Annotated in this window: 16 protein-coding genes and 1 pseudogene; 3 read left to right on the top strand and 14 right to left on the bottom strand. The window is 41.6% G+C overall.

Annotation, left to right across the window (positions count from 1 at the left end; genetic code table 11):
* Positions 1-135: 135 nt before the first annotated feature.
* The gene (locus Q4Q57_RS16605; RefSeq protein WP_311891433.1) at positions 136-1509 is read right to left on the bottom strand and encodes a DUF4397 domain-containing protein; all 1374 of its coding nucleotides are present in this window, start codon (positions 1507-1509) and stop codon (positions 136-138) included.
* Between the two features lie 374 nt (positions 1510-1883).
* On the opposite strand from Q4Q57_RS16605, the gene Q4Q57_RS16600 reads away from it, so the two are divergent.
* Positions 1884-4613: a DEAD/DEAH box helicase gene (locus Q4Q57_RS16600; RefSeq protein WP_311891432.1), complete on the top strand. Its 2730-nt coding sequence runs from the start codon at positions 1884-1886 to the stop codon at positions 4611-4613.
* 5 nt (positions 4614-4618) lie between these two features.
* Here the strand turns inward: Q4Q57_RS16600 and yidZ are convergent, their stop codons facing one another.
* The 13 genes from yidZ to Q4Q57_RS16535 form a co-directional block, all read right to left on the bottom strand.
* The gene (gene yidZ, locus Q4Q57_RS16595) at positions 4619-5578 is read right to left on the bottom strand and encodes an HTH-type transcriptional regulator YidZ (RefSeq protein ID WP_311891431.1); all 960 of its coding nucleotides are present in this window, start codon (positions 5576-5578) and stop codon (positions 4619-4621) included.
* Positions 5553-6746 (bottom strand): MFS transporter, encoded by a 1194-nt coding sequence (locus tag Q4Q57_RS16590; RefSeq protein ID WP_311891430.1) that lies wholly within the window; start codon positions 6744-6746, stop codon positions 5553-5555. The genes yidZ and Q4Q57_RS16590 overlap by 26 nt, the downstream gene beginning before the upstream one ends.
* Positions 6747-6967: 221 nt before the next feature.
* A complete protein-coding gene (locus Q4Q57_RS16585) occupies positions 6968-9775 on the bottom strand; it encodes an insulinase family protein (RefSeq protein ID WP_311891448.1) in 2808 nt (935 codons plus the stop codon).
* 353 nt (positions 9776-10128) lie between these two features.
* The gene (locus Q4Q57_RS16580) at positions 10129-10395 is read right to left on the bottom strand and encodes a hypothetical protein (protein WP_311891429.1); all 267 of its coding nucleotides are present in this window, start codon (positions 10393-10395) and stop codon (positions 10129-10131) included.
* Positions 10396-10830: 435 nt separating this feature from the next.
* Positions 10831-12207: an EAL domain-containing protein gene (locus Q4Q57_RS16575; protein WP_311891428.1), complete on the bottom strand. Its 1377-nt coding sequence runs from the start codon at positions 12205-12207 to the stop codon at positions 10831-10833.
* A 392-nt stretch (positions 12208-12599) separates the two neighbouring features.
* Positions 12600-13706, bottom strand: a complete 1107-nt coding sequence (locus Q4Q57_RS16570) for a hypothetical protein (RefSeq protein ID WP_311891427.1) — start codon at positions 13704-13706, stop codon at positions 12600-12602.
* Entirely contained in the window at positions 13706-14410 is a 705-nt protein-coding gene (locus Q4Q57_RS16565) for a hypothetical protein (RefSeq protein WP_311891426.1), read from the bottom strand. Before Q4Q57_RS16565 ends, Q4Q57_RS16570 begins: the two co-directional genes overlap by 1 nt.
* A gap of 38 nt (positions 14411-14448) precedes the next feature.
* Positions 14449-17307, bottom strand: a complete 2859-nt coding sequence (locus Q4Q57_RS16560; RefSeq protein WP_311891425.1) for a TcfC E-set like domain-containing protein — start codon at positions 17305-17307, stop codon at positions 14449-14451.
* Positions 17304-17867 (bottom strand): hypothetical protein, encoded by a 564-nt coding sequence (locus Q4Q57_RS16555; RefSeq protein WP_311891424.1) that lies wholly within the window; start codon positions 17865-17867, stop codon positions 17304-17306. The genes Q4Q57_RS16560 and Q4Q57_RS16555 overlap by 4 nt, the downstream gene beginning before the upstream one ends.
* A gap of 109 nt (positions 17868-17976) precedes the next feature.
* Complete coding sequence (locus tag Q4Q57_RS16550) at positions 17977-18552, bottom strand: hypothetical protein (protein WP_311891423.1); 576 nt, start codon at positions 18550-18552, stop codon at positions 17977-17979.
* A 533-nt stretch (positions 18553-19085) separates the two neighbouring features.
* Positions 19086-20263 (bottom strand): IS3-like element ISSba5 family transposase gene (locus tag Q4Q57_RS16545; RefSeq protein ID WP_311891422.1). Its coding sequence is split into 2 segments (ribosomal slippage): positions 19086-20005 and positions 20005-20263, totalling 1179 coding nucleotides; the frame shifts between segments, so codons are not numbered across the junction.
* A 219-nt stretch (positions 20264-20482) separates the two neighbouring features.
* Positions 20483-22912 carry an Ig-like domain-containing protein gene (locus Q4Q57_RS16540; RefSeq protein ID WP_311891421.1) on the bottom strand — a complete coding sequence of 810 codons (2430 nt, stop codon included), beginning with the start codon at positions 22910-22912 and terminating at the stop codon, positions 20483-20485.
* 149 nt (positions 22913-23061) lie between these two features.
* A complete protein-coding gene (locus Q4Q57_RS16535; protein ID WP_311891420.1) occupies positions 23062-24081 on the bottom strand; it encodes a helix-turn-helix domain-containing protein in 1020 nt (339 codons plus the stop codon).
* 619 nt (positions 24082-24700) lie between these two features.
* On the opposite strand from Q4Q57_RS16535, the gene Q4Q57_RS16525 reads away from it, so the two are divergent.
* On the top strand, positions 24701-24838 hold the full coding sequence (locus Q4Q57_RS16525; RefSeq protein ID WP_409438196.1) for a transposase DNA-binding-containing protein: 138 nt from the start codon (positions 24701-24703) through the stop codon (positions 24836-24838).
* 233 nt (positions 24839-25071) lie between these two features.
* A pseudogene (locus Q4Q57_RS16520) lies at positions 25072-25680 on the top strand (transposase); the annotation flags it as partial.

Here is a 25680-nt window from a genome sequence, read left to right as displayed (position 1 = left end):
TGCTCGCGTTATCCACACAACCACCACTCAGCTTAATTTTTGCCGATTAGCCTACATTAACCCCACTGCCACAATCAATAAAAAGCGCTACCTAAGTAGCGCTCTTGTATTAGCTAAGTTTACTCACCTTAGCGGTTAGATTTTAATCAAGTTATAACCAAAGCTAGTCGCAGGATCTTTATTCAGCACCATAGTGACATTGTCTTCATTGCTGAAATCCATTAAATCGGATGCATAGACAACGGTTTTAGTGCCGTTTTCGACTGCGATGACTTTAATAGAATATTCGCCTGCAGGTACAGTCACTGACTGAGGGCTCGCAGGATTGACCGCAGTGATCTTATTTACCGCAGTTTCAATCGTGTCATTTGCTTTTAAGAAATACACAGTGAGATTGCTTTTATCGGCAAAACTCACGATGTCGAACTTAAAGCTATAGGGACTTGGAGTCTGAGTTTGCTTCATCTCCATCGCCTTCACTTGGCTGCCCTGCTCTGTCGCCTGCTCGTAAATGAAGATGGTTTTAATATCATCTTGATTAAGGGTGATCAGCACATTGTCGAGTAATTTAGCTTGGCTAGTATGGTCAAGTACGCTCACACCAAAGTCATTAAACTCGGCGCCTTGGTAAGCTGTTACGCCGAAGGGGGCCACATTGCTAAATAGCGCTTCTTGTTTACTACTCACCACTTTCACATCGACATTATGTGCAGCCAAGCCATTGAATACCCTAAAATCTACACTGCTTTCGAGGGCGACATGGTTACGCACATTGGTGGTTGAGTCGACGCTGTCTAAACTGATTTTAGCGGCTGAAGCGCCAAAGCTTTCCCTTAAAATCAACTTATAAGGCACCTTGGTTTTAAAGTTAATGCTTGCCGTGGTGTAGCTGATATTGGTCGTACCCGCCGCAGTCAGATAAATTTTATAGTCGCCTGTATCTAAAATCTGTGGTGTTGAAACCTCACCATAGGAGACGCTGCCTAGCATCACTGCATCGGCAAAGCTTTTATCCGCTTTGGCAATATAGGCATCGTAGGCAGGTGCATCAGTCGCAGTGTGTGCAATCAATAATTGCATCTTGCTCTTGTCCGCTTCGGCATTTTGTTTATCGAGTTCGGTACGCGAGTAATTGATATTCAAAAGGGCTGGCGAGGCAAAATCCCCATGCAATACAAAGAAATGGTCGGTTGCCGTTTTTAAATCGATATTCTCTTTGTAGAGTGAAATATCTTTATTTGCCGCGTCCTTACCCATTACCTCTACCTCACTCACACCGGGGGTAGATGTAAATCGTGGCATCGCATCTGCGTAGCTCACGCTTTCATAGGTTTTATCGCCAATCTTCAGCGCGGTAGCAGTGCTCCCCACTGTCGCATTATAGAATTGCACATAAGTATCAGTTTTAGAGGTATCCTCATCCTTGTCATTATCAGAACCACCGCAAGCGGTCACGCCTAAACAGGCGAAGGTCAAAACCGCGAATCCCTTTAGCTTACTTTTTATCATTGTTTCCCTCATTAGCAGACAAAAATTCAGTTCAGTCTACGCAGTTATACAATGACAACAATGGCAATTTCCACTAAAAACAAAAACAAATATTTCACAAACTCAAACACTTAACAAACATTTCAATAACACATCAAATACTGATACAAACGCCACTTTTCAGGCCCTTAATTGATACAAATGCGATTGCTGATACCTTAGTTCACATCTACAAAAACGCATCTGCTCCAGAGAAATAATGCTGGCATATCGAATACCCTCTTTTAGGTTATTGCGACCATGGAGAAATCATCCGCAGTTGGTGCAAACCTTGTTCGACTTATGCGATTGAGTTACTCTCGCACCGCCAATTAAGCCTTTGGGATGGATAGGGTTTGCAAGGGATTCTCAACTACTACAAACAGTGTTTTCAACACGATAGTGCTGAAATTAACCTTTGGTCTAGCCACAAACTTGCTGAGCAAGAAAAGCTATTACTCCAAGGAGAAGACGAGTTAAGCAGTGGCTTTCTGCCTCGCTTGCCGGTGCCATTTGCTCCTGCCTCCGCATTAATGACGCGTAGTGCCTTGTATCTACGTGAAAAAGTACTATTGCACTGTTGTTTATTTTTCTGCGGCACAGTCGAACTTAATGGCGAAAAACGTAAAGTCGTCACGCCACTGCTGTACCGTGAATGCCAGTTACAGGCCGATGGCGATAACATTTACCTCGAATCTAATAACAGCTTCTCTGGCGGCGGGCCATTCACCATCAATGAAGCACTATTAGAAAAATTAGTCGTTGAAGGACACAGCTTAAGTCAAGAGTTACGCGATAATCCAACGGATGTCAGTGGCTGGATAGCTTGGCTGCGGGCGGGCCAAGCCGATGTTGATACCAGTCATTTATTGCATTTTCCCAAGCTGATCGATGAGACTGAATTCACTGGCTTATGCCGTAAACGTGGGCGGTTTATGGTTAGTCGCAGCCAAATTATTCTTGCAGAGCGTTCGCAGGCAAGTCGCGGCATATTGCACGAACTCGACAATCTCATCACAGCGCCTTCACACTCTGCGCCGCTTCAAGCGCTGTTTAGGCAAGTGCCAACTCGAGATCCACTTAGTCACAATGTCGATACCCAAGAGCATTACCTTCCTGGGCTATTAAGCCGCGCGCAAATTCAAGCCTTAAAGGTGGCGGCCAATCAAACTTTGGGGCAAATATCGGGTCCACCGGGAACGGGTAAAAGTTACACCATAGCCACAGTGGCGGCGGAGCAGGTATTAAGGGGTAAATCTGTCCTCATCGTCGCCCACACCGATGTTGCCGTTGATGTGATTGCCGATAAGTTGCAGCAACAATTCCAGCTTGGGAGCAGCCTTATTCGCGCCGGCTCGCCGCAATTTATTAAAGTCCTTAAAAACCAGATAGATGAAATGCTGCATGGTCAGCATCCTGCGACTGCTGAAACCCTCTCGGATATCCTACTACTCAATGCAAAACAGCAACTTAATACTGTGACTCGCGAGCAAACCAAAATGGAAGCCGGTTTTATTCACCATTGCCGACACGCCATACGTCGCGGCCAAAAACTGGCGACCTTACAACAAGGACAATCGCGCTGGCGCTTAGGATTTTACAACTGGGCTTACCGTGCCGGGATCAAACAGTTTGCTCAGCAATGGGATGTGCTCGATAAATTAACCGCCCTCATCGCCCAAAAAGAAGACTTAAGCCTCAAATACTTACAATTGGCCACTCACTATCGATTAAACCAATTACTCAAACATAAGCGCAGTACACTGGTGAGTTTTGCCAGTGCACTTCGCGCTCGGCAGTCCGCTAAGCAACTCGACGGTTTCTACAAAACGGATTTTGATGCCTTAAAGCAAACCTTTCCCATTTGGTTATCTAGCCTTGCCAGCTTGCATAAAGTGCTGCCCATGGAGCAGCAAATGTTTGATCTAGTGATTATTGATGAAGCCACCCAAGCCAATATTGCCGCCTGTTTACCGGCCTTACAGCGGGCAAAAGCGGCACTGGTGGTGGGCGACAGTAAACAGCTGCGCCATTTCTCGTTTTTATCCCGCGCAAAGCAAACCCAAATCCAGACCCAACTCGGACTTGCTGCGGATTGCCGCGGCCTAATGAGCTACCGTGATGCCAGTATGCTCGACTTAGTATCACAATCCCTTGCGAGCCAATCCCAAGTGGTATTTTTAAATGAGCATTTTCGGAGTAAACCTGAGCTGATCCAATTTAGTAATCAGCAGTTTTATCAAGGCATGCTGAAAATTATGCAGCACAGACCCTGCACGAGTTCAGGACACTTACATAGAATACAAGTGACAGGCGCGCGGGATAGCAAGGGAGTTAACAGACTAGAAGCGGAGGCATTAATTCAAAAGTTATCACAACTGATTGATGACCAAATGAATACATTAGTGCCCGCCAGCATTGGTGTGCTCTCCTGTTTTCGCAATCAAACTGAGTATTTATCCCAGCAGATCCTCGCACGCTTTAGCGCACAACAAATAGAACGTCATCAATTGAGGATTGCCACGCCCTTTGGTTTTCAAGGGGAAGAGCGCGATATCATGCTGCTGTCGTTTAGCATTACGGCCAACGACAGCCGCGCCGCCGTGTATTTAAATCGAGCCGATATGTTCAATGTCGCCATCACCCGCGCTAAACAAATGCAGTGGCTATTTTTATCGGTACAAGCGCATGAGCTCCCCAACAATAATTTACTGGCAACTTACTTAACATCGGCGGGCCAATTTCAAGCGGCGCACAATTATGTCGATGCCCTCGATAGCTTCGGCCAGTCGGTGGCACTCGCGATTGAAGCAAAAGGCATAACAGTCTGGCGCGCCTACCATATGGCGGGGCTAGAACTGGACATTCTGTGCCGCTATGGTAACCAATATTTAGCAATAGATTTAATCGGTTACCCAGGGCCATGGGCGGACTTTTTCGATATTGAACTGTATAAACTGTTACAGCGCGCCGGGATTAAACTTATCCCCGTCAGTTATGGGCTATGGTGCCAACAGCAAGAATTGTGTATCCAATATATTTGCCAGCAATTGGGTATTCCCCAACAAAGTGAAAGCAGTAAATAGAAACCTTAATCATGCTGTTGATAAATTGCTTTTATCTTGTTTCGCAGCCAAGTGATTTTGGGGTTGTGGCTGTTTCTCTTATGCCAAATCAAGGTAAAAGGAATGGCAAGTTTATCAAGATATTCGCCACTTATCGGGATAGGACGACTGACTAAGTCAGGGTGTAATTGGTGGGCATACTGCTCACAATATTGCGGCGCGATTGCCATCATACTGTGGTGAGGCTCTGCCGCGACAAACAGTGACTGCTCAAAGCTGGCCAAGGTCAGTACTATATTGCGACTTAAACCAAGCTCAATAAGTACATCATCTAAGGCCCAGGTTTCGCTCTTTTCCCACAAGATATTGATATGCGAGTATTTTAAGAAAGTGTCTATATTCCACTCTTCCTGCAAGGCGGGATGATCGCGGCGTAAATACACCTGGGGAAGATCGGTAAATAAAACCTCAAAATCGATAAAATACGGTAATAAATCAAGGGATTCCTTGGAACGAGGATGACTTTCTCGGCCTGTAAAACCTATGTCAGCCTCACCGCGAATAATGGCCTCCAGAGAATCATAATCCCAATTTCGTACTTTCACTTTTGCATCAGGGTAGTGTTGGTAAATAGCCTGCGTTAATTGATTAAGCATAATGAGCGACAAAGGTGACTCAAGCATTAGCTCAAAACTGAGCCCTTTTGCCATATCGTCCCCGCGCTTGCCCATAAGCTGTTTGCCCATTTGTAACCAATCGGCTAAGTCATGCTCCATGCTTTGGGCCAATGGCGTTAACTGCAATCCCTGAGGCGTTTTAATGAATAGTGGGTCGTCAAACCAATCACGCAATTTCGCCAAGGATTTACTCACGGTTGATGGGGTGACATTGAGCTTTTTAGCGGCCTTAGTCACACTCCGCTCTTGTAAGAGAAGTTGTAGAGTAAACAATAGATTAAGGTCAAGACGTGCGAGTGATTTCTTCATCTAGATAAACGCTCGGTGCTGTAGGCACACATAATATGAGTAAGGTACTGATAACAGAGCCCAAGGCTAATATCAGCAACAATATGTTAAGTGGACTAATACCTATTAATCCCATCAGCCAAATATACAGTGCTGAAGTACAAACCTGTGCAATACCTAACAATGAACTTGCCACCCCAGCACGCGATGCAAAGGGGCTCAGTGCTTGGCTCATAGTCACACCAAATCCAATAGCGAATCCGCTACAGACAAAACCAAAGCCTAATAAATTCACATTAAGGCTAAAATATTGCACCTGAGTTAGCACAAACACTAGCGCGGCAGCTGCAAATAACAGCTGTGAAATCAACATCAAACTTTTTTCTTTAAGCACAGCAAGTGCAAAAGGAGTCGAGAACGATACCAGCATACTCACTAACGCTGTCAATGCCATAACATTAGAGTATTGCCCGCGGTCAAACCCCATCTGCCCCATGATCAGCATGGGAGACACATTGACATAACTGAGAATCGTAGTCACACCTAGAGTCGTCATAACAAGCCGGCTGAGGAAAAAGGACTGACGAAAAGACTCTTGCGACGTCAGCTCACGATTAACATCCTCAATCCTACTCTGCGCTGGCTTAGTCTCCCGTAATATAAAAATACATAACAAACAGACTAATAGTCCCATGCCAGCCATAGTGCTAAACAGACTCTGCCAAGGGAACTTGAGCATAATTACATGCCCAATAACAGGTGCAATGACCGGGATAATGCACGTAATACCATTGATCATTGAGAGCACTTTAGCTCGGCGCTTATCGTCTAAGGTGTCGCGTAAAATAGCAAAGGCGACAACGTAACAGGAACCAGCACCAATTCCCTGCATAAAACGTATGAGTAAGAACTGATTGCTTGTCTCAGCCATACCACCTAAATACGAAGCTAAGGCAAAGACAATAGCGCCGAATAGAGTGACAGGCTTGCGCCCTAATCGGTCCGCTACGCTGCCAGCAAAAAGCATGGTTGCCGCCATTCCGCCAAGATACACAGAAAAAGCGATATGCAACTGTGCTTCACTCGCGCCTAAATCCTGCGCGATTTGCGGTAAACCAACCAAGTACATATCTATCCCAGTTGGATACAGAAGCACTAAACAAAAACTACACAAAAGATATTGCAACATATACCTCACCCATCTCCTCGCAAATAAGTTGCGCTTAGAGTAGTGGGGCGACCGCAGTTAAGTGAGTGGCTTTTTCGACAACAGGTATTTCCGTTTGCGACCAAGGGATATAGGCCGTGGAATTGGCCCTAAATTGAAGGAACAGAAGGAATACCCCTGCACTGGCTAGCACAGGGGATATGGCGGCGAATGGTCAATCTTCTATTCTATGAACCCAACACTCATTGCTGAGGTGTTAAGGGTGCAGGAAGGACTTGGATGGTTAAACTACCCTCTGCTGGCAAATATTGCTGTGCCAGTTTACTAAGCTCTGCCGGTGTCATCTTCTGCGCCAACGCTTGTCTTTGTTTGAAAGCAGCAAAGCGTCCAGGATAACTCTGGGCATTTGACGCTAAATCTAACCAAAAACCATTGCTCTGCGGCGCGGCTTGCATCCATTCAAGCACAGGTTGGCGGGCTCGGTTAAGTAAGTCTTCGCTAATCCCCTGCGGCTGCTTGACTTGGTTAACTGCAGCGGTGAAATACTCGGCCACCGTTGGCAACATGGCTTGAGTCGTCACGCTAAACAAACCTAAGTAACCATAACCGCTGGCATTGAAATCACTATAAGAAAAGGCCGATGGCGAATAACTCGCGCCCGCTTTTTCTCTCACATTCTCCGTTAATAAAATGCCGAGCACTTGCTCCAGCAATCCCAATCCCGCATGTTGGCTCAAGTGAGTCATATCCGTTGTTGGCCACACCATGGCCAGCGCCGCTGAATCGGGATGACCATAGTGTGTTAACGTCATCTTAGCGGGCACTTTCGGGAACACAGGCACTAGCGACTGGCTATTTTTAGTGGGGCTGCGTTTAATTGCCCCGAGAGTGTCAGCCACAGCAGCGATGGCACTGGCTTCGTCGAAATCACCTACTATGGCGATTTCAATTGCTCCTTGCTCGACGGCTGAATGGAAACTCGGCGCCAACTCTGCAAACTGACGCTTTAAAATTTCTTCAGGATCACCATAACCATAGCGTTTATCACCACTGTGGGAGATACGATCAAACTGATTAGAAAACTCAGTTTGCGGGTTGCTATGGAGACTTTGCTGTTCGGCAATCACTTGCTCGCGGAACAATTGCTCAGCCTGCTTATTCATGCCAGGTTCAATCAAAAAGGCCGTCATTAAGCCAAGCTGTGTACGTAATTCTGCGGCATTGGTACTGATCTCACCACCAAAACTCTGCTCACGCACACCTAGGTTAATGGAAATATCTTGCCCAGCAAAAATATCCTGCAGACTGCCATAGTCATGGGCCTTAAGCCCTCCCTGCACAAAGGCACTGTTAAACAGATAAGACAGGCCATCTAACTCAGGGAATGGCACTTCACCAAAGCCAATGTTGAGGCTGACCAATGTGGTGCCTTTATTAAAGTCAGTAGGCTTAAGATTAAGCCGCACACCATTGGCAAACTGCAACTGACGAATGCCCGTTTCGGCATCGCGATTATCGGCGTTTAACTTGCCCTGATCGCCAAATTCAGTGTATGCGAACTCATCAATCGCCTTCGCTGCTGGTGCGCTCACAGCTTGTTTGCGGCTTTTCTCATAGCTAGCAACAAGCTGTTTTTCAACATTTTCGATGGGCTTATTGCTGGTTAGATACAGATACGGCGTGGCGTTCCAAGTCTGATTAAACACTTGCTTTAGCTTTTGCGGCGTCACTGTTGGCATTATTTTTTCAAAAAATGCCAGCTGCCATTCAGGCTCTACAGGCACGCGCTTTTCTGCGACCGAGTAGACTAACCCATCAGCAATATTCACACTGTGGATAGTACTGCTACCCGCAGCGCTGAGCTGATATCCTTTGTGCATACGTTTGATTTGTTGGTCAATTTCCTGCTGACTAAAACCAAATTCTTTTGCTTGGCGCAAGGTTTGCTCCAATATTGCTATGCCCTCTTGCCAGTTATTTTCCTGCGTACCTAAGCTCATTTGAGTGCCGTAGGCGATATCAAATTGATCCCCAACCTGCAGGCTAACGCCATATAAACCTTGGCTATGCTGCAACTGCGACTCCATTCGGCGATACAAGATGCCGTGGGCGAGTTCGAGCAGTATTTCCTGCTCCCGCACAGCAGGGCTGTCGGTAGGGTATGCCATAGGCTTGAGCATACCGAGTGAAACCGAGGTCGATAGGCTTGGATCGAAAAATGCCGCCGCCTCGACGCTCTGGCGCGCAGCGACAGTGCCAATCGATTGCGGCTTCACCTTCGCCGCTAAAGGCGCGGCCTGCCAACTGGCAAACTGTTGTTTTATCTTTTGTTCAACTGCGGCCACCTCGATATCACCCACCACAATTAAAGTGGTGCGTGAGGGCGTGTAAAAACCTTGGTATAAAGACAGTAAAGCCTCACGAGTAGTATTCTTTATGCTGTTGGCCTCGCCCACAGGGAAGCGCTGCGAGAGCAATGTTTGCGGCATCAAGAACTGTAATTGATTGCGGTAATTCTCCAGATCCGCACCGCTACGCTCACGCAGCTCAGCCAAGACCACCGCTTTTTCACGCTCGATAAGCGCAGGGTCGAGTAGTAAATTACTGCCAATTTCACGCATTAAAAATAAAGCAGTATCGACTCTATCTTGACTATTACTAGGCAAGTTGAATTGATAAACCGTCTGCTGAAACTCAGTCACAGCATTGGTATCGGCGCCAAAACTCAGACCAAGACGCTGCAATGTTGGGATCATCTCCCCCGCAGCCAAACCCGTCGAGCCATTAAAGGCCATGTGCTCAAGAAAATGCACTAACCCCTGCTCGGTATCAGACTCCACCACTGAGCCGACATCCACCCGCATGCGTACTATGACAGCCTGCTCAGGCGTCTTATTGCTCACTAATAAATAGCGCATGCCATTGGCAAGTTCACCGGTATGGACTCGCCCACTCATGGGCAAGTCTGCCGTCCCCATCCACAGCGGCTCTTCGCTCGCCTGTAGCGGTAACGCCACACTTAATAATGCCAGCAGTAACCACTGGCGCATCAAACTGATCACCTTGAAATTGTTCATTAAAATTCGCACTTTTCCCCCAAAATAAAATAAGAAACCTAGGAAGCGCATACCTAAGTTTCAGATAAAATAAGCAGTCACTATAGTACCTAAAGCACTTTAAGTCACAAAATCAATACCTTATGGCGTACTAAAAATAGTTTATAGCCTTGATATTTAGCAGGAATATCTTGAAAAATAAGCGCGAGGGGGATAGGGCAAAGGATAGCATTCAGCAAGCTAAAAATTAGCTTATACCAACCGAATTGCTCCCAGATGTTAGCAGTGACGTTAAAAAAGCAGAATATAAGTGATTAGAAATATATTCCGCTTTCATATTCAGAAATTTAAACTAACAAGGTGAGAGCATAAATAATCATCGCCCAATAGAAACAAAACAGACAAATCCATATCCAATTCAACCAAGTTAAGCGCGAATTATCAGGATATTCCACAGATTCAAGTGCAAAGTTAACTGCTTTTTGAGCTTGGTACAGCGGATATAAAACAGCTAATGGAACAAATATTGATGCCACAACTAATGATATTGGCAACGTTTCAATTTGATTAAGAATTCCGCCAACGACTAACAATACAACATAAAATGTCGCCATAGCTGAGCTATTCCAGCGATACTCTCGATTATCTTCTTTAATGTATTCACTAATATAAACAAATAGAGAATGTGTATAAAAGATAGAAAAAAAGCTACGCGCTATTGGCCACAGGGTGAGATTATGCTTTGTAAATTATCTTAACATTTAGCTGTTTTGTTCTTTAATCGACTTAATGCGACAGTATTTATTTATATAAATCATCCATAATCGAATGAAATTCGTTCGACTGAATAGGTTTGTTAACCAATCTAACAATGTATAATCCGGCCCTGACTACTATGGCAGTAATGATGAGGCCCTGCGATGTTAATATATAAATCACCTCTCACCAGTTATCTTCGTTCTCAAATGAAAAGTAACCTAATACGTAATGGCAGAACAAATATCAACTATTAAGCTGTAACCCAAAATATTAAAAACTCGAGAATAATACTAATGAAGTAACTCTAATAGTCTTTCAAATGGAACTGGAGGTGAAAAATAGTAACCTTGTATATACTTAACATTTTTCAGTTTAAGATATTCAATCTGCGCCTCAGTCTCGACTCCCTCAGCGATTATTTCATACTCATTCTCATGCGCCAATGATATAATTGAATCTAAAATTGTACTTTTGGCATCAACGGTCTCAATTGTGTCAACAAACATTTTATCAATTTTTATTGAGTCAACATTAATGGTTTGTAAATATGAGAATCCACCATATCCGACACCAAAATCGTCAATTTTTATACTATGCCCTAAATCCCTTAATTCATCGACATACTTAGCAACCTCAAGCAAACAATGCATGGGTTGCCGCTCAGTAATTTCAAATGAAATACCATGACTAATATTTTTAATACTTCGCATATAATTCAATAAATTTTCATTCACAAAATGCTTTGCTCCAATATTAACGCTGAACCAAAATTCCTTATTTCTGATTTTCTGTTTATCATTACAAACCTGCTCTATAATTTGCGAGGTAAAAGCATGCAAAATATTAACATCGTTTTCAATCTCACAAATAAAGTGAGCCGGTGAAGCAAAGCTTCCATCAAGTTGCCGCCAACGGGCAAGCACCTCAAAACCAACAACTTCGTTACTAACAATATCAACTATCGGTTGGTAAAATGGTACGAATTCGTTAGATTTAATCGCTCTAAAAACAATATCCTTATGGCTAACTTTACGAAAAAAAATCAAATGCCACACAGAAACCAACATCAAGCCAAATATTAATGATAATAAATACACATATTTATTGTACCAATACTCAACTCTCTCATTTAACAACTGAGTTGCAAAAACATCAAGATTTAGCCGTCCAACAGAAATGCTATTCGACGGAATTAACTTTCTCGATATATAGCCTCTGCCTTTACTTATTGTAATGTTATGATCATTTACACTGGCCTGGACACTTACAATAAAGCAGTTTTTGCAAAAACTATAAACTAAATCATCAATCCAATAATTACTCAAAATAGCATAAACAAGGCCATGAATTGACTTAAATAAAACTATATACTCACTTCCGCTTGATGGCGTTTTCAATAAATAATATCCATTATCACCCTGAAAATATATATTTTTAATTACATCTATGGCGCCCACGCCGCCACTTGAGGTACAACTACCCGTATCAGTTACAAGCCCAATAACCCTAATATGCTGTGTATAGTATTTAGGATTGCGAATGCTTAGCATATCACTTTCCCTACAATTATAACTTAGCTCTTTTGGTAATAATTTAAGCATATTCTCAATTGAGGATTCACGTTCATGCAATGATAACGCTATTTTTTTTGTGACATATGTAGTCATTTTATCAACGGTAATATTTTTTAGCGACGATTCAAAAGTGAAAAGACATAATAATGGCGATAAAAATAAGAAAAACATACGTAGCGATGTAAAACACTTCAAATTCACCACCAGTTTAAATTTTAAAAGTTTCCGAAAAATAAAAAACATGACATAATAAATATCATGTTAGATATTATAAATAGATGCCAGAATCAGCGATAGAGAGTAAAACCGATATTATTGCCAGAAAACATCAAAGATAAATTATGGCGAATTTAACAACCCATAAAGATATAGTTTTCAAAAAAATAGATAATCAGCCAACAGATAATGATGACTGTACGATGTCTGTCGTCATGGGGGAATATAACTTAGTTGGAATAAAAACCAGAACCAACACCTAATATAACTTACATAATTTCTTCAAATATCACTGTAAATGTATCCATATATGTGCCAGTTTCAATGTCTTCAGACGATATACCCTCGTAACCCACGGTAAGGTTAAATTCAAACATTTCTGTAGGACTACTAACTTCATACTTTACTGGAGATACTGCTAGATTTTGTATAGCACCATTTTCAACTATTGAGCTAGTTGAGCACTCTCCGCACCTGATGAAATAAGGTATGGGTTTACTGCCTAATGAAATATCATCCGGATCATTTTTTACTTTATTTAAAAAGTATTCCTTCTTTGGATCAAACGTCATTTGAATTCCCGTTTGGAAATACCCTGTTGCTTTAACATTAAAATCTACGCTGCCAGATGCCATATGCAAAGAGGTATCATAAACTGGGACAATGTTTTTTTGAGTATCGACATTTATATCAGTTATAAATTCTGGAGAGTAGTTGATCTGTACTGTAAAACTTTGACTAGGTAATTGCCTATAGGTCACAACCCCATTTTCCAAAAAATAATAACGATTATTGACTGATATACTGCCAAAATATTGCCCTGGAATTTTTTTATCCAAAACTTCAAAAGCAGCAATTAGCTCTTGACTATTTATTGAGAAAATTGGTCGATTGAAATAAAATGGTTGAACCGACTGCAACGTTGATAAACTGAAACCAGCTTGACAACTTTCAGTAACATGACCGACATTGTCTTGCACAACACTGGACAGCGTTACCACTGAACCATCGAAACCGGAACGATCACCACATATGCTTCCTGATATAATAGGTGCATTCTGATCACTCACACCAGAAACACCGCCAATATTAAATTGTCCTCCAAGTAGATGTATAGGAACTATTACATCTCCTCCTGGACCGGTCAAAATAAATTGGCGATTATTTGTTGTTAAAAGTGCTGGCTGCCACCTATTCGTTGGAATCAAATTATTGATAGCAGTCCAATCTGTTAATGCGTATTCATCTCCACCCAATGCTATAGCATTATTGTAGACAACATTATTACCTTTCAATTTCATGTTTAATGTGTATGCACTAGCTGAAATGGAAAAAACACTTAGTAACAGTGAATACAATAATATGAAAAAATTCATTACTCACCCTCTAATTTTATAACTTGACGCCTCACAAACGTTTCATCATGATTAACAATAATCACTTTCAGCTCATCTGATTGAGTGTTTTTAGGTAGTTTATAGTATTTTTTCCTTCCTGCTAAAACAGTGAATGCTGCTCTGCAATTTTCAGTAACCGCGACAGAGCATTGGTCAATCCCTAGCCTAAAAAATGTGTTCCCTGTATTTTCAACGTAAATTTTATCACCAAGATTTTTAATGGTGAATTTCATGTCAGGTTGTGCTGCAGGAATGATGTAAAGAGGTGCATAACCAATATTTACAGCAACAATGGGGGCCTCACCACCATCCTCAGCATATGGAGTTGGTACAAAGTTTATCTGATAAACATGGTCTTGAGCGAAGTCGCAGCTCTGTCCACAAAGCGAACGCACACCGACCTGCTTTGTTCTACCCGATTCCAAGATGATTTTTGAATTACTAAGAGTGATTTCCCAATCACTAAGATTATCTTTGGTATATTGCGTTTTATTAATAATCTCTCCATCAACATCATATTTAGTAATTTCACCAGTAATGAAGCTGGTATACTGTAAATCATTAGTCAATGTAAAAATACCATTTCCAGCTTTATCACCAACCAATACCATTTTATCAATTGTGAGAGCCTGGGCGCCTTGGCTAAATGCCAAAATAATAAATAATCCAAGTCTTTTCTTCATGATACCCACCTTATGAAAATTCAATATAATTAGCTGCCTCATATTTTTGCCAATATGTACATATGCTGCTCCTGGTAAAATCCATTTGTCAACACATATTGTTCCATATCACCGATAACTTCCTGCTGTTTTGATGTCAACTGACTATCTGTACTAACATAGATATAGACATTATCACCTACAACTCTATCAATAATACTATCCTTTGAAATATTGAGCTGTTCAATGTATTGTTTTAGCAAAGAATTATATTGTTTTAAAGAAAATCCACCAACAAAAGTTATATTCATATTTTTATAACCATCATAGATAATAGCTTGCTCGGTTGGCTCCATTTCAGGTAGACAATAGTTATCTCCAAAGTTAAATAATTTTGCCTTTTCCACTTTTGGTATAAAGCAAACAACGTCATTATTTGTTAACTTGAATGGCACACCTTCTTTTACCGAGAACTTATATATTCCTTCAACAATTTGATCTTCACCTAGACACCCATCTCCCTCACAATGAATATCTGATATGGAATTATTGTATAAATCCTTAAATCCTGATACAAATGACAAAACTCGCGTTACATTTGACTTAATCTGGGTGACGGTACCAGGCATAGTAAATACTTCTGCACTTGTATCACCAGTGTTATTCAGATCAACACTTTCCGTATCTAAAATTGCTCTATATGATTGATAGTCCTTAAGCGGTATAACCTCTACATTTTCTCGAAGTAATTTCTTACTTACTCCTTTACCATCACGCTCTATAATCAATAGTCCTTTGACACTATCTGAACGCTCATCGCCTTCTAGCTTAGAATCTGAATCTACGACTAAATACGAATTAGCTTTATTCGACGTTAAAGATATGCCGTTCTCAGTCATAAGCTGGCTACTTGAAAAGTTTGCTGAGCCAGAATAATCACCTGCATCATTAAGATAACCATATGCACTAGCAATATACTTATCCTTATTTAAAGAGACATTAGCACTTGTATCAAAAGTAGAATATTGCGGCCCTTGCGGAAAGTAGTTATTACCAACTCGCATAGCACCATATACATCATCATATTCACTAAGTAAATTACCACTCTGTAAGCTATTCCCAAAACTAGAGATTCTTCCTTTCCCTGTTACCAATCGAGATTCAGCGGTCAATTTTCCTGACAATGGGATGCTAAAAACTAATTGAGTTGAGAACTTATCATGATAACTATTCCCACCATTAAAGTCATAATTTGCATTAAACTGTAATGTAGAACTACCAAAAGTAAATAGTGTAACTCCTGTACTTAACATTGATGATGTATATCCATCATTGAATGCATCACTATGCTCATTCGTATAATATGAGTAATTTAAATAAGCTTGTACATCTCGACTAACCCTAAACCCCTTTGACAAATAAAACTGAGCATAGCCTGTATTACCATAATAATAACGAGCCAATGAACTTCCTTCATCAAAAATGTTATCTTGATAATGAAATTGGCTTACACTATCAAGATTGAATTTCTGATATGAAATACTCCAATCATCGAAGTTAATATAACTATCAAAATATGAAGCTCCATCGCTAAAAAACTGCCCTGAAATGGTAGCTTCTATATCACTAGAAAGCTGAGTTTTAATACCTACATTAGTAGCTCTTTCGGCCTTTGCTACTATTCCGCCAACACCAAGAACAACGGACTCAACTGGTCGGTATGTATACAATCCCTTTAAAAAACCTTCCCCTCTTAAACTTTCCTGCTCATTCTGACGAATTGTAGGCTGTTCTATATCTGCGATATCGGAGAACGAAAAATCGTCATCACTTACGTTAAAACGTTCAAATGTTTTATTAAATATTCCAGCAGATATTGCAAAATCACTGGCTTTTATTGCCAGAGTATCGCCACTACTATTATAAACAGTTTTAACCTCTTGGGAGATGACTTGCCCGCTGACCTTAAGCTCAAATTTAACATCGTATCGCCCTTTCGGAAGATCTGTGTTTGAGATATATCCTTGACCAGCAGGTACATTTTTTTGATATATTATTCTATCTCCTCGATAGACAGTTAAAACGCCATCATTTGGTGCGAAGTAAAACATTTTTTGTGTCGTCGCTTTCTTTCCTACAACCATATTATTCGAAGTCGCAAACGTTACACTTGTTTCTTTATTCAATGTGCCTGAGGTAAGGAAATCCGTAGAGTTGATATCCAGTTGGTCCCTGCTTAACCCTACAATCAATCGATATTTATCAAATTCGTAATTATAGACAAACTTATCTAGTTCAAAATCGTCTGAACCAGACTGGTAATAAAAATTCGTATCGAAATTACCATAAGCCAATCCAACAGTAGATTCATTGTAAAAACTAAAGTTAGCATCTGAGTTATTGCTCTTACTTACGTAACTATTAATATGATTTATTACCCCCCAATCTGATTTAACCGGATCTGCATAAACAACTCTAGCATCATCTAGGTTATTATCTTCAATAAGGAGTTTAGGGTTAATATAGAAATACACTACATTAGAATAAAAATCGTATAAAAAGGCATAGGTATCAGGCTGTACAACACAGTTACCAAGCCTACCAGTACATTCATTTCCGTTTTGAATGCCAACACTAAGTTCTGAAATTATATTATTAATAACATCTTTTTTTACATTATTAGATATTAATATCGCCTGTAATGAACTTACCATACCATCACTGTTTATTTTAATATTATCATAACCTGCTAGCATCGTTATGTTATGATAATTTCCAGATAGGTCTTTAAATTTAACGGTTCGTTCCACTACTTGATATAACTCGGCAAACTCAGCTGGCACCGGTGGTTGTGCAGAAGTCGCGAGTGATGGATACATAAGAAATATTGCTACATGTTTTTTTAATAATGATGTCATATATCAAATTCGACCATTACAGCCACATCTCCTTCGCATTTATTCGCATTAACTGGCAACTCATTAAAATGAAGTAGAAAATCATGTGTTGCAGACTTACCATTTTCGTCAAATGAATCAAATGCTAAAGATAATGGTTCTTTCGCCTTTAGTGGCTGTCCGTCAACAAGCACATCTACTAAATCACTTTGATAATTATAACTACTAGCATCATTGGGGATCGGTTTAGACTCTCCGGCTTCATCGTATTCATAACAAATACTGGAATTTTGTGTCAGCGTTAGTAAGTGCTGCACATTTGCATTGTCAATAGTATCCTGCAAAGTGGATGTTACATAGAGAACCGTTCCGGTATCGGCTAGCGTCTTAAGTTTTTTATCAAAAACTGGATATAGCCTCTCGTCTTTAAACTGAATGTTAAGCTCACCATCGAAAAATGCATTTTTGTTTAGCGTTGTGATAACTGTCATACTTCGTGATAATGCAGCAGCATTAACCGATGGGCAAAAGGAGAACGACACTCCGATTAACATTATGCTGATCGCTTGTAGACGACTCACAACTTCTCCTTGAAATGCATAAATAAAAATGCCTTAACCAATTCGCATTGCTAAGGCACCTGACAAACGTCTAGCATTGTGAGCTTTATGTATAGCTCACATTTCAAAATTATGCATCTTGAGTCGCACTGATAGACATAGTCACAATCGCTTTAGTCACTCCTTCTACCGCAGCAGGTGCAGTAGCTTGGTCTACTAGAATCCTAATGGTATCTGCCCCCGTGACACCTGCAGTAGTACCGTCTACAGTTACATCTAATCCATTAATGTTCACATTCGGGGTTACGCCAGTGTTCACCACGGCACCACCGGCAATAACATCATATGTGACGCTATTTACCATCCAAGACGCGGCAACTAACTCGCCAACTTCACTTTGATCTGCGATACCATCATTGTTACCAGAAACATCATCGAAACTGTGAGCTTCAAGTATTGCTTCAGAGCCATAGTTAGGTGCAAAAGTCAAATCATCAGATACTTTACCTAGAGCATACTCTGTACCAGCTTGAATAATCTGATCATTTTGGTCAGTGATCACCAGACTACCAGTCAAAGTTTGTGTAGTCAGATCTGATACCCATTTAAGGTTATCAACACGAGCGACATCACCTCCTGCTGCAATAGAAGAACCAGATACAGCTGCCAGAATAAGTGCAGAAACCAATACTTTTTTGTTAAACATATTTATACCTTAAAAATGTGAATTACTATCATTTACTACATTTACTACATTTAATGTGGCATGTAAGTAAAGCGTTATGAGCAAATGATAGAGATGTCGGCGAAAAAATTAACAAAACCAGGTGAATTCCCCTTCCTGATTTGATGAACTTATTTTAATTAGGAAGCCACTTCACATCTCGACAATTCCCGTAAAAACACATGCAGATCACACCAATTAAGCCAATAAACATCATTGACTTCACAAATCAACCAAGAAACCGGTTGAAAGTCACACCACCGAATGCCGATAGTGGCCAAAATTGATTTATGTTTATGAGCTAATTTTGCAGAGTTGAGTTATTCATAACTATTTTTAACATTGAATCAGGTAAATTCTGTTAACTGATGAATCTTAAGGACCGTATGGGGATGAACCAAGCGAAATGATAACTATTATCAAATTTTACATGTAACACCTGTTGATGTAATAGCCATACCAATGAGCTGAACCAATGAATGCTCCGTGCGGTGCACAGTAACGACCTGTAGTGGTCAAGTAAAATTGGCCACGGTTTTAGAGTCATTCCAATATAAACGTTCTGACTCATTTGGCGTTAACCCTCCATTATATTGATGGGGTCTGGTCTCACTGTAATATCCAGTGATGTAATTTGTGATCTCTTTATCTGCTTCTGTAAAATCCCCATAACCACTGGCGGGTATCCACTCAGATTTCAAACTTCTAAAGAAACGCTCCATTGGTGCGTTATCCCAACAATTCCCGCGGCGACTCATACTTTGCTCAATCTGAAGACGCCATATTAATTGTCTGAATTTCAAGCTTGTGTAATGCGAACCTTGATCGCTGTGATATATCACATTCTCAGGCTTACCCCTTAACTCAAATGCCATTTTCAAAGCTTTACAGGTCAGCTCACTATCTGGTGATAATGACAAAGCCCATCCAACAGGTTTGCGGGAAAATAAGTCTAAAACAACAGCTAGATAGGCCCAACGATTACCGACCCAAACATACGTCACGTCGCCACACCACACTTGATCTGGTTGAGTTACTGCAAACTGTCGATTAAGCGTATTGGGGATTGCAACATGCTCTTGTGTCGCTTTTCTATAAGAATGCTTAGGCTGCTGACAGCTTAATAACCCAAGCTTTTTCATTAGATTACGGGCTCGATAACGACTGAGACCAATCCCTTTGTTAGTCACTAATTGCGCTATCGTTCGCGCATCGGCAGAGCCATGACTAATACGATGTGCGGCCTTCACTTCACTGCATAAAATAGTAAAGTCTGCATCAATATGTTCTTTTCTTTTTAGCCAATACTTATAGCTACTTCGATGCACTTTGAATGCATTACAAATTGTGAGAATAGAGTGGCTCTGCTTGAGTGCGCTGATTAGCGTAAATTGTTCATCGAGTCTAACATCAAGAGAGCGGTAGCCTTTTTTAGGATAAGATTGTGCTCCTCAAGACGAGCTATTTGCTTCTTCAGCTCACGGATTTCAATTTGTTCAGGGGTAATCGGAGATGCTTTTGGTATGCCACCCTGGCGTTCTAGTTTTAACTGTCTCACCCATTTATCCATAGTGGATTTACCTACGTTCATCGCCTTTGCAGCTTCGATGATGCTATGGTTTTTATCGAGGACTAATTGGGCTGCTTCAAGTTTGAATTCAGCACTAAATGTTTTTCTGGTTGTCGATCTCATGTGTTCACCTAAAGTCATCTACGAGGTAATAATATCACCTCTATTTAGGTGGCCAAAATTAGTGTGCCACTACAACCATCGTCAATTGCCGCAAACAGAGAGAAAATATATAAACTCCTTTCTCTGAACATGTTCCATAAATGCCTACTAAAAACCAATTTGAAAATAGAAAAAGACAGGGCTCTAAATTGAGCCCTGTCTTGATTATAGATTAACGGATCAATTGAGTGGTGCAGGGATCATTATAATATCATCGAGCTTTACAGCTATTGAATTTACATCACCATTAGAACTTGATACCTCTACTTTAAATTCATGGTCCCCAGTAGACGGTGCGTTTAACCACCCTCTCATATGAACCCACTTATCATAACCAGGTGTGGTTCCATCAAGATATACAGGGTTGGAACTAGATATAGGTGGCCAACCAGTTGTATAATGATGGAATTCAATTTTAGAAGTTCCAATGTGCAGTTTAATACTTGGAACATATCGATGAGGCTTTAAAATATTCAACCACATATCAACTTGCATTCTTTGCCCATTGACAGCATATATTTTAATAGGCTTGATTAAATATCCGTAAGTAGAGTACCTACTATCAAGTTTTTGCCCCTGGACCTCTATATAGTTCTTACCTTGAGGCGCATCATTACAACCCTTATAACCGAATGCTGTAAATTTTTGATTACCATAAGCGTTAACCAAGTTAAAGCCAGATATATTATTACCATATGATTGTTTTGTACAATCACCATCCCCTAGCCCTTCAAAATAGGGATCCGTCCCGTCCGTTGCCAACAAGTTATAAATCACCTTGAGGGTGATGGTATCGCTTAACTCCCCCAAGGGGTCGGTCACGCTGACATTGACCAAACCATCCGCCAAGGCGGTAATTATCCCCGTGCTTTCTTCAATGCTGACATTATTGTTAAACTCTGGCACGATTGGCGTGGCTGAACCGTCTGACTCCATTATCGGCTGACCGGTTTTCGCGTCCAGCGCAAATCCATTGGCATCCACCTCCGGCATACTGACCGACCAATACAGTGGCTTGGTATATTCGAACCGACTTCCGGACGCGGTGGTAAACTCTGCAACCAAATCAGAAGGCACACTGCGTAGAATATAACTAGGTGTAACAATCGCCAAATCAGTTGGCGTTTTGTCGATACAGGTCAAATAACCCAGATATGCGGTATCAATACCATTTTGACCACTGCTGACCAACAGCAGTTGATTATTGACGGCATCCCACACTTTAACCTGATTTTTATCGGTTCCATCAAAGCTGCTGGTAAAATAGTAACGGGCGACTGGCCAGTTGCTCGCCATCTCATTAGCCGACCCATCGCCGCTCAAGAAGGGGTTCCCCTCCTGCGTCATCAGAGTCTGCATCTGAGTCTCTGTCGGTAACGATCCGCCACGGGCACGACAGACGGCGTCAGCCGCTGCCCAGTCATACGTTGGCACCTGCTTGTCGCCATTACCCGCGGGCTTATCCGCCTCGGCCGCAATACCGATAAAATTCAGATCGGCAGTCATGGCTTCAAGCAAGCTCAAAGGCGCGGAAAATACATCCCCGGTTTGCTGCACAATGACATCAGGCCAGGGTCCGGACACATAGATTTGCACTAGGTTGCTGGCATAGCCCCCCTTGTGATCTGACACGGTGTAAGCCACATAATAGACGCCTGGTGTACTCGCACTGAACTCAAACTTGAGGTTCGTCATATCATCGGGGAAGCTGGATACCACCATGCCATTAAACACTTGTACATTCACAAGCTGTAATGCGTCGTTGTCCACATCGCTTACTTTGTCAGCCAAATCGATGGTGATGGGCTCACCCAATGGCACTTCGGTATTCGGTTTATTGGCCGCCGCATCTGCTTCAGTCACATAAGTGAACTTGCTCGCCAGCGGCGCTGTGTTAAGGGTATCGGAGGACACAGACACATCTATCGTCCCCATTGATACCTTGCTATCAGCATCGGTAAAGCTATAGAAAAGTCGGGTCACCCCGGCATCACCTTCGTTCGTCCCCGCGGTGTAAGTAATGCTGTTCGCACTACTGTCAACGGAACTACTACCAGCCCCAAGCTGGGTCACCTCTTCGGAGAGCGTCATGCCAGCAGGCGCCACTAAGTTGATGGTAATTTGCTCCCCCAACTCGGCAACCCGACTGATCGGAGTCAGCGTGCCAGCAGCCAACAACTGGCTATTCGCTCCGACCACGGCCACTTGGCTGATCGCGCGTGCTTTAACACGATTGCTTGCATCCATCACTGTGTATTGGTAAACGCAAGCCCCTAGCTGATCGGCTTTAACCGTAAAGTTCAAGGCATTGAGTGTTACATCGCTACAATTGGCATGATTACCAAGAGGGCTCACCGCGTTAAGGTATAGAGCAGAGCCATCGCTGGTCTTGACGCTGTGGGCTAGATTGATGACCCCAGGCTTACCCTGAGCCACGGCATCACGGGTATCCCCGGCATAAATGGAAGGGGTAGGTGTTGGCGGCGTGATAACCGACGTGTCATCCTCACTGCCACTGCAACCCACCAACCCTGCTGTCAACATTGAGACTAGCAACAATGCTCGATTCTGAGAAATTCTCAACCTTATATCCCCATTAAGTGTGTTCAAAACGACCACTGGTACTGATCACATATTATCGTTTAAAAAAACCTCTTCGCCCCGACAAACTGCGAAGTTTTTCTGATGGATTGCGCCAAGTTCGCTAAAATAACTTAATATATAGTCAGTTAAACAAGGTGAGTAACCCCCTTAATGTGCTAATTGCCGAGAGGCGTAAATTCCCCCCTCCATTCCAGTGGTGTTAGCCCTGTCCAACGCTTAAACTGCCTACTGAAAACAGACGTGTCAGAATAACCAAGAGAAAGAGAGATATCTAAAATACTTATGGATGGGTCGGACAGCAATGAACATGCTTGTTGTAAACGACAGTCTTTCAAAAGTTGATTATAACTGACATCCAATTCTTTAAACTTATTTTGAAGATTTCTGACTGTCATTCCAAGAGCGTTTGCTAATTGTGCAATACTAGACTCTCCAGCAGAAAGATTCTGCATTATTATGTGTTGACTCATAGAAATTAAGTTATCTGGATAACTTAACTTTAAATTATCCACTACTTGCTCACTTAGTTTATAAAGGTCACGCTCATCTACCGATGGCTTTAACTGTAGATGCCTAACAGGAAAACTGATACCGTTAAAACTAGACCCAAATTTTATGTGTTCAGCCCAACTTGGGCGTAATGACTCATCAAGTACAAAAGTAGAATGAGCATATAAGCCGGAGCCAATTGGTGGGCATCTTACTTTAAAGAAATCATATGCGCCTTGAACCTGAAACAAGTTCAGTTGAACCAAATCCACCTTAACCTTTGATTCTAAGATATTATTGAAAATAATATAAAATCGATCTTGTTCCTGTTTGGTATCAAAAAAAAGGTTATTATTTTGCAAATAATAATGTTCCTTCGCGAATTCAATCATACTTTCTATATCGGGTTGAAGTGCTAATGATATTGCTAACACTCCTATTGGTGAAGAATCATCAGCTAAACAAAGCTGCAACCCAAATAGAGGCATAGCTAATTTTTTTGAGCAAAGTGTAAAAAGACGTGAAACAGTGAGGGATGATATATAGGAGTCAGGGTTTTTTATTCCTGCGGATGTAAGCCCTACCTCCCTAAGTAAAGCAACGGGATTACCATTGTTTTCCCTTATAAAATGTTCAAAGTTCCCCAAAACAGCGCATCTCACAAGATGGTTACTTCTTTTATTCATACACCCTCGCAATTAAAATTGTAAAACGGCTGCAAAAAATCTTTGATTCATGATTTATTATATGCAGATACAGCAAATCTACTCGTGAATTTAAACGTATACTCAATTATCAAATACGAACAAAAACAATACTCATAAGTATAGCGCCGTTTCCTACCACTTGATGTTTATTTGTCAACACACACAGTATACATTAGTTTCTTTGCATGTAAATTAAATAACTCATGTAAGAATCCTGAATTCAACTCCTAAGTGCGACACTCAGCCATTAAGCTGCTAACTGATGAAACACCACGGCAGGCGGCTTAAACTTTAAACGCATTTCGGCTGATAGTTAATTCAATCCAGCGAAAATTCAATTAACTAAGAGGTCGATATGAGTCGGAATTAATCAGATAAGAGTTATCCGCAGGCATTTAAAGATGAAGCGGTCTGGATGGTGCTAGGGCGAGGTTATAGCGCTGCAGATGCTGCAAAGTCTTTTGGGATTGGCGCTAATCTGCTTTACAACAGAAAGCTCCGCAACAAGCTGTCTATTCTCCACAAATCCCTCGATTTTCCCCGGTTTTTTTTGAACCATTTTCAATTACCCTGATCTGATCCTGACCTTTTGTTTTAGATACAACGTGCCATATTTTTAAGTGAACCATCACTCTGGGCACAGAACATTTTTCAGCGCGCAAAATTAGGGGATGTACGAAGGACCAAACGGCTTGTACAGTTGGCGGCTCAACTTGCAGTGACGATACCTATTTAAAGAAAGTTGAAGGCTAGATGGATTAAGCGGTGGTGATTGATTTATATTCATCATCGAATTGTTGGATAGTATATAAGCTGAGATTGGTTTAACAAGCTATCACTGCAATAGCATAAAACCATGTACACTTAGGTGTGTGGACTTCTTGATAGACATTCTCAACGAGTGTTCTGGTCTAATCCCATCGGACACTTAATTTTGAGACAGTATGGTCAATAAATTAAGAGGTCTATATGAGTCTGAAAAAATCACATAAGAGTTATCCCCAGGCATTTAAAGATGAAGCTGTCTTGATGGTGCTAGAACAAGGTTATAGCGTTGCCGATGCGGCAAAGTCTCTTGGAGTTAGCACGAGCCTGCTTTACAACTGGAAGGAAAAACACCAAGCCCTGAAACAAGGTGTCACCTTAGAAGAGTCTGAGCGTGATGAGCTAAAGCGATTGCGTAGAGAAAACAAAGAATTACGCATGGAGAAAGAAATTCTAAAAAAGGCAAGCGCCTTCTTTGCGAGAGAAATGAAGTAAGATTTCGTTTCATCAAACTGCAATCTCACCTATTCCCCATAGCACTGTTATGTCGAGTAATGAGTGTCAGTAAGTCAGGCTATTACGATTGGCATAAACGCCCTGCAAACGTGATAAGCCTTGAAACACTGAAACTTTATCGCCTTGTTCGACAGCTATTTAAGCAAAGTCGAGGCAGCTTAGGGAATCGTGAAATGGTGAAGAAATTGCGCAAGGAAGGCTACCAGGTTGGTCGCTATCTCGTTCGTAAAATTATGCACCGCCTTCGACTCAAAGTAACCCAGCGATGTGCTTACAAGGTGACGACACAGCGAAAAC

This window comes from Shewanella sp. SP2S2-6 (assembly GCF_031931965.1).
GTDB classification, from domain to species: Bacteria; Pseudomonadota; Gammaproteobacteria; order Enterobacterales; family Shewanellaceae; genus Shewanella; species Shewanella baltica.
Note: the sequence above shows the minus strand (reverse complement) of the source record. Positions and strands in the feature narration are given on the sequence as shown.

Excerpts from the sequence above, each read along its gene's own strand:
- Q4Q57_RS16605 (WP_311891433.1), bottom strand. The coding sequence starts at position 1,509 with ATGATAAAAAGTAAGCTAAAGGGATTCGCGGTTTTGACCTTCGCCTGT.
- yidZ (WP_311891431.1), bottom strand. The coding sequence starts at position 5,578 with ATGAAGAAATCACTCGCACGTCTTGACCTTAATCTATTGTTTACTCTA.
- Q4Q57_RS16590 (WP_311891430.1), bottom strand. The coding sequence starts at position 6,746 with ATGTTGCAATATCTTTTGTGTAGTTTTTGTTTAGTGCTTCTGTATCCA.
- Q4Q57_RS16585 (WP_311891448.1), bottom strand. The coding sequence starts at position 9,775 with ATGCGCCAGTGGTTACTGCTGGCATTATTAAGTGTGGCGTTACCGCTA.
- Q4Q57_RS16580 (WP_311891429.1), bottom strand. The coding sequence starts at position 10,395 with ATGGCGACATTTTATGTTGTATTGTTAGTCGTTGGCGGAATTCTTAAT.
- Q4Q57_RS16575 (WP_311891428.1), bottom strand. The coding sequence starts at position 12,207 with ATGACTACATATGTCACAAAAAAAATAGCGTTATCATTGCATGAACGT.
- Q4Q57_RS16570 (WP_311891427.1), bottom strand. The coding sequence starts at position 13,706 with ATGAATTTTTTCATATTATTGTATTCACTGTTACTAAGTGTTTTTTCC.
- Q4Q57_RS16565 (WP_311891426.1), bottom strand. The coding sequence starts at position 14,410 with ATGAAGAAAAGACTTGGATTATTTATTATTTTGGCATTTAGCCAAGGC.
- Q4Q57_RS16560 (WP_311891425.1), bottom strand. The coding sequence starts at position 17,307 with ATGACATCATTATTAAAAAAACATGTAGCAATATTTCTTATGTATCCA.
- Q4Q57_RS16550 (WP_311891423.1), bottom strand. The coding sequence starts at position 18,552 with ATGTTTAACAAAAAAGTATTGGTTTCTGCACTTATTCTGGCAGCTGTA.
- Q4Q57_RS16535 (WP_311891420.1), bottom strand. The coding sequence starts at position 24,081 with ATGAATAAAAGAAGTAACCATCTTGTGAGATGCGCTGTTTTGGGGAAC.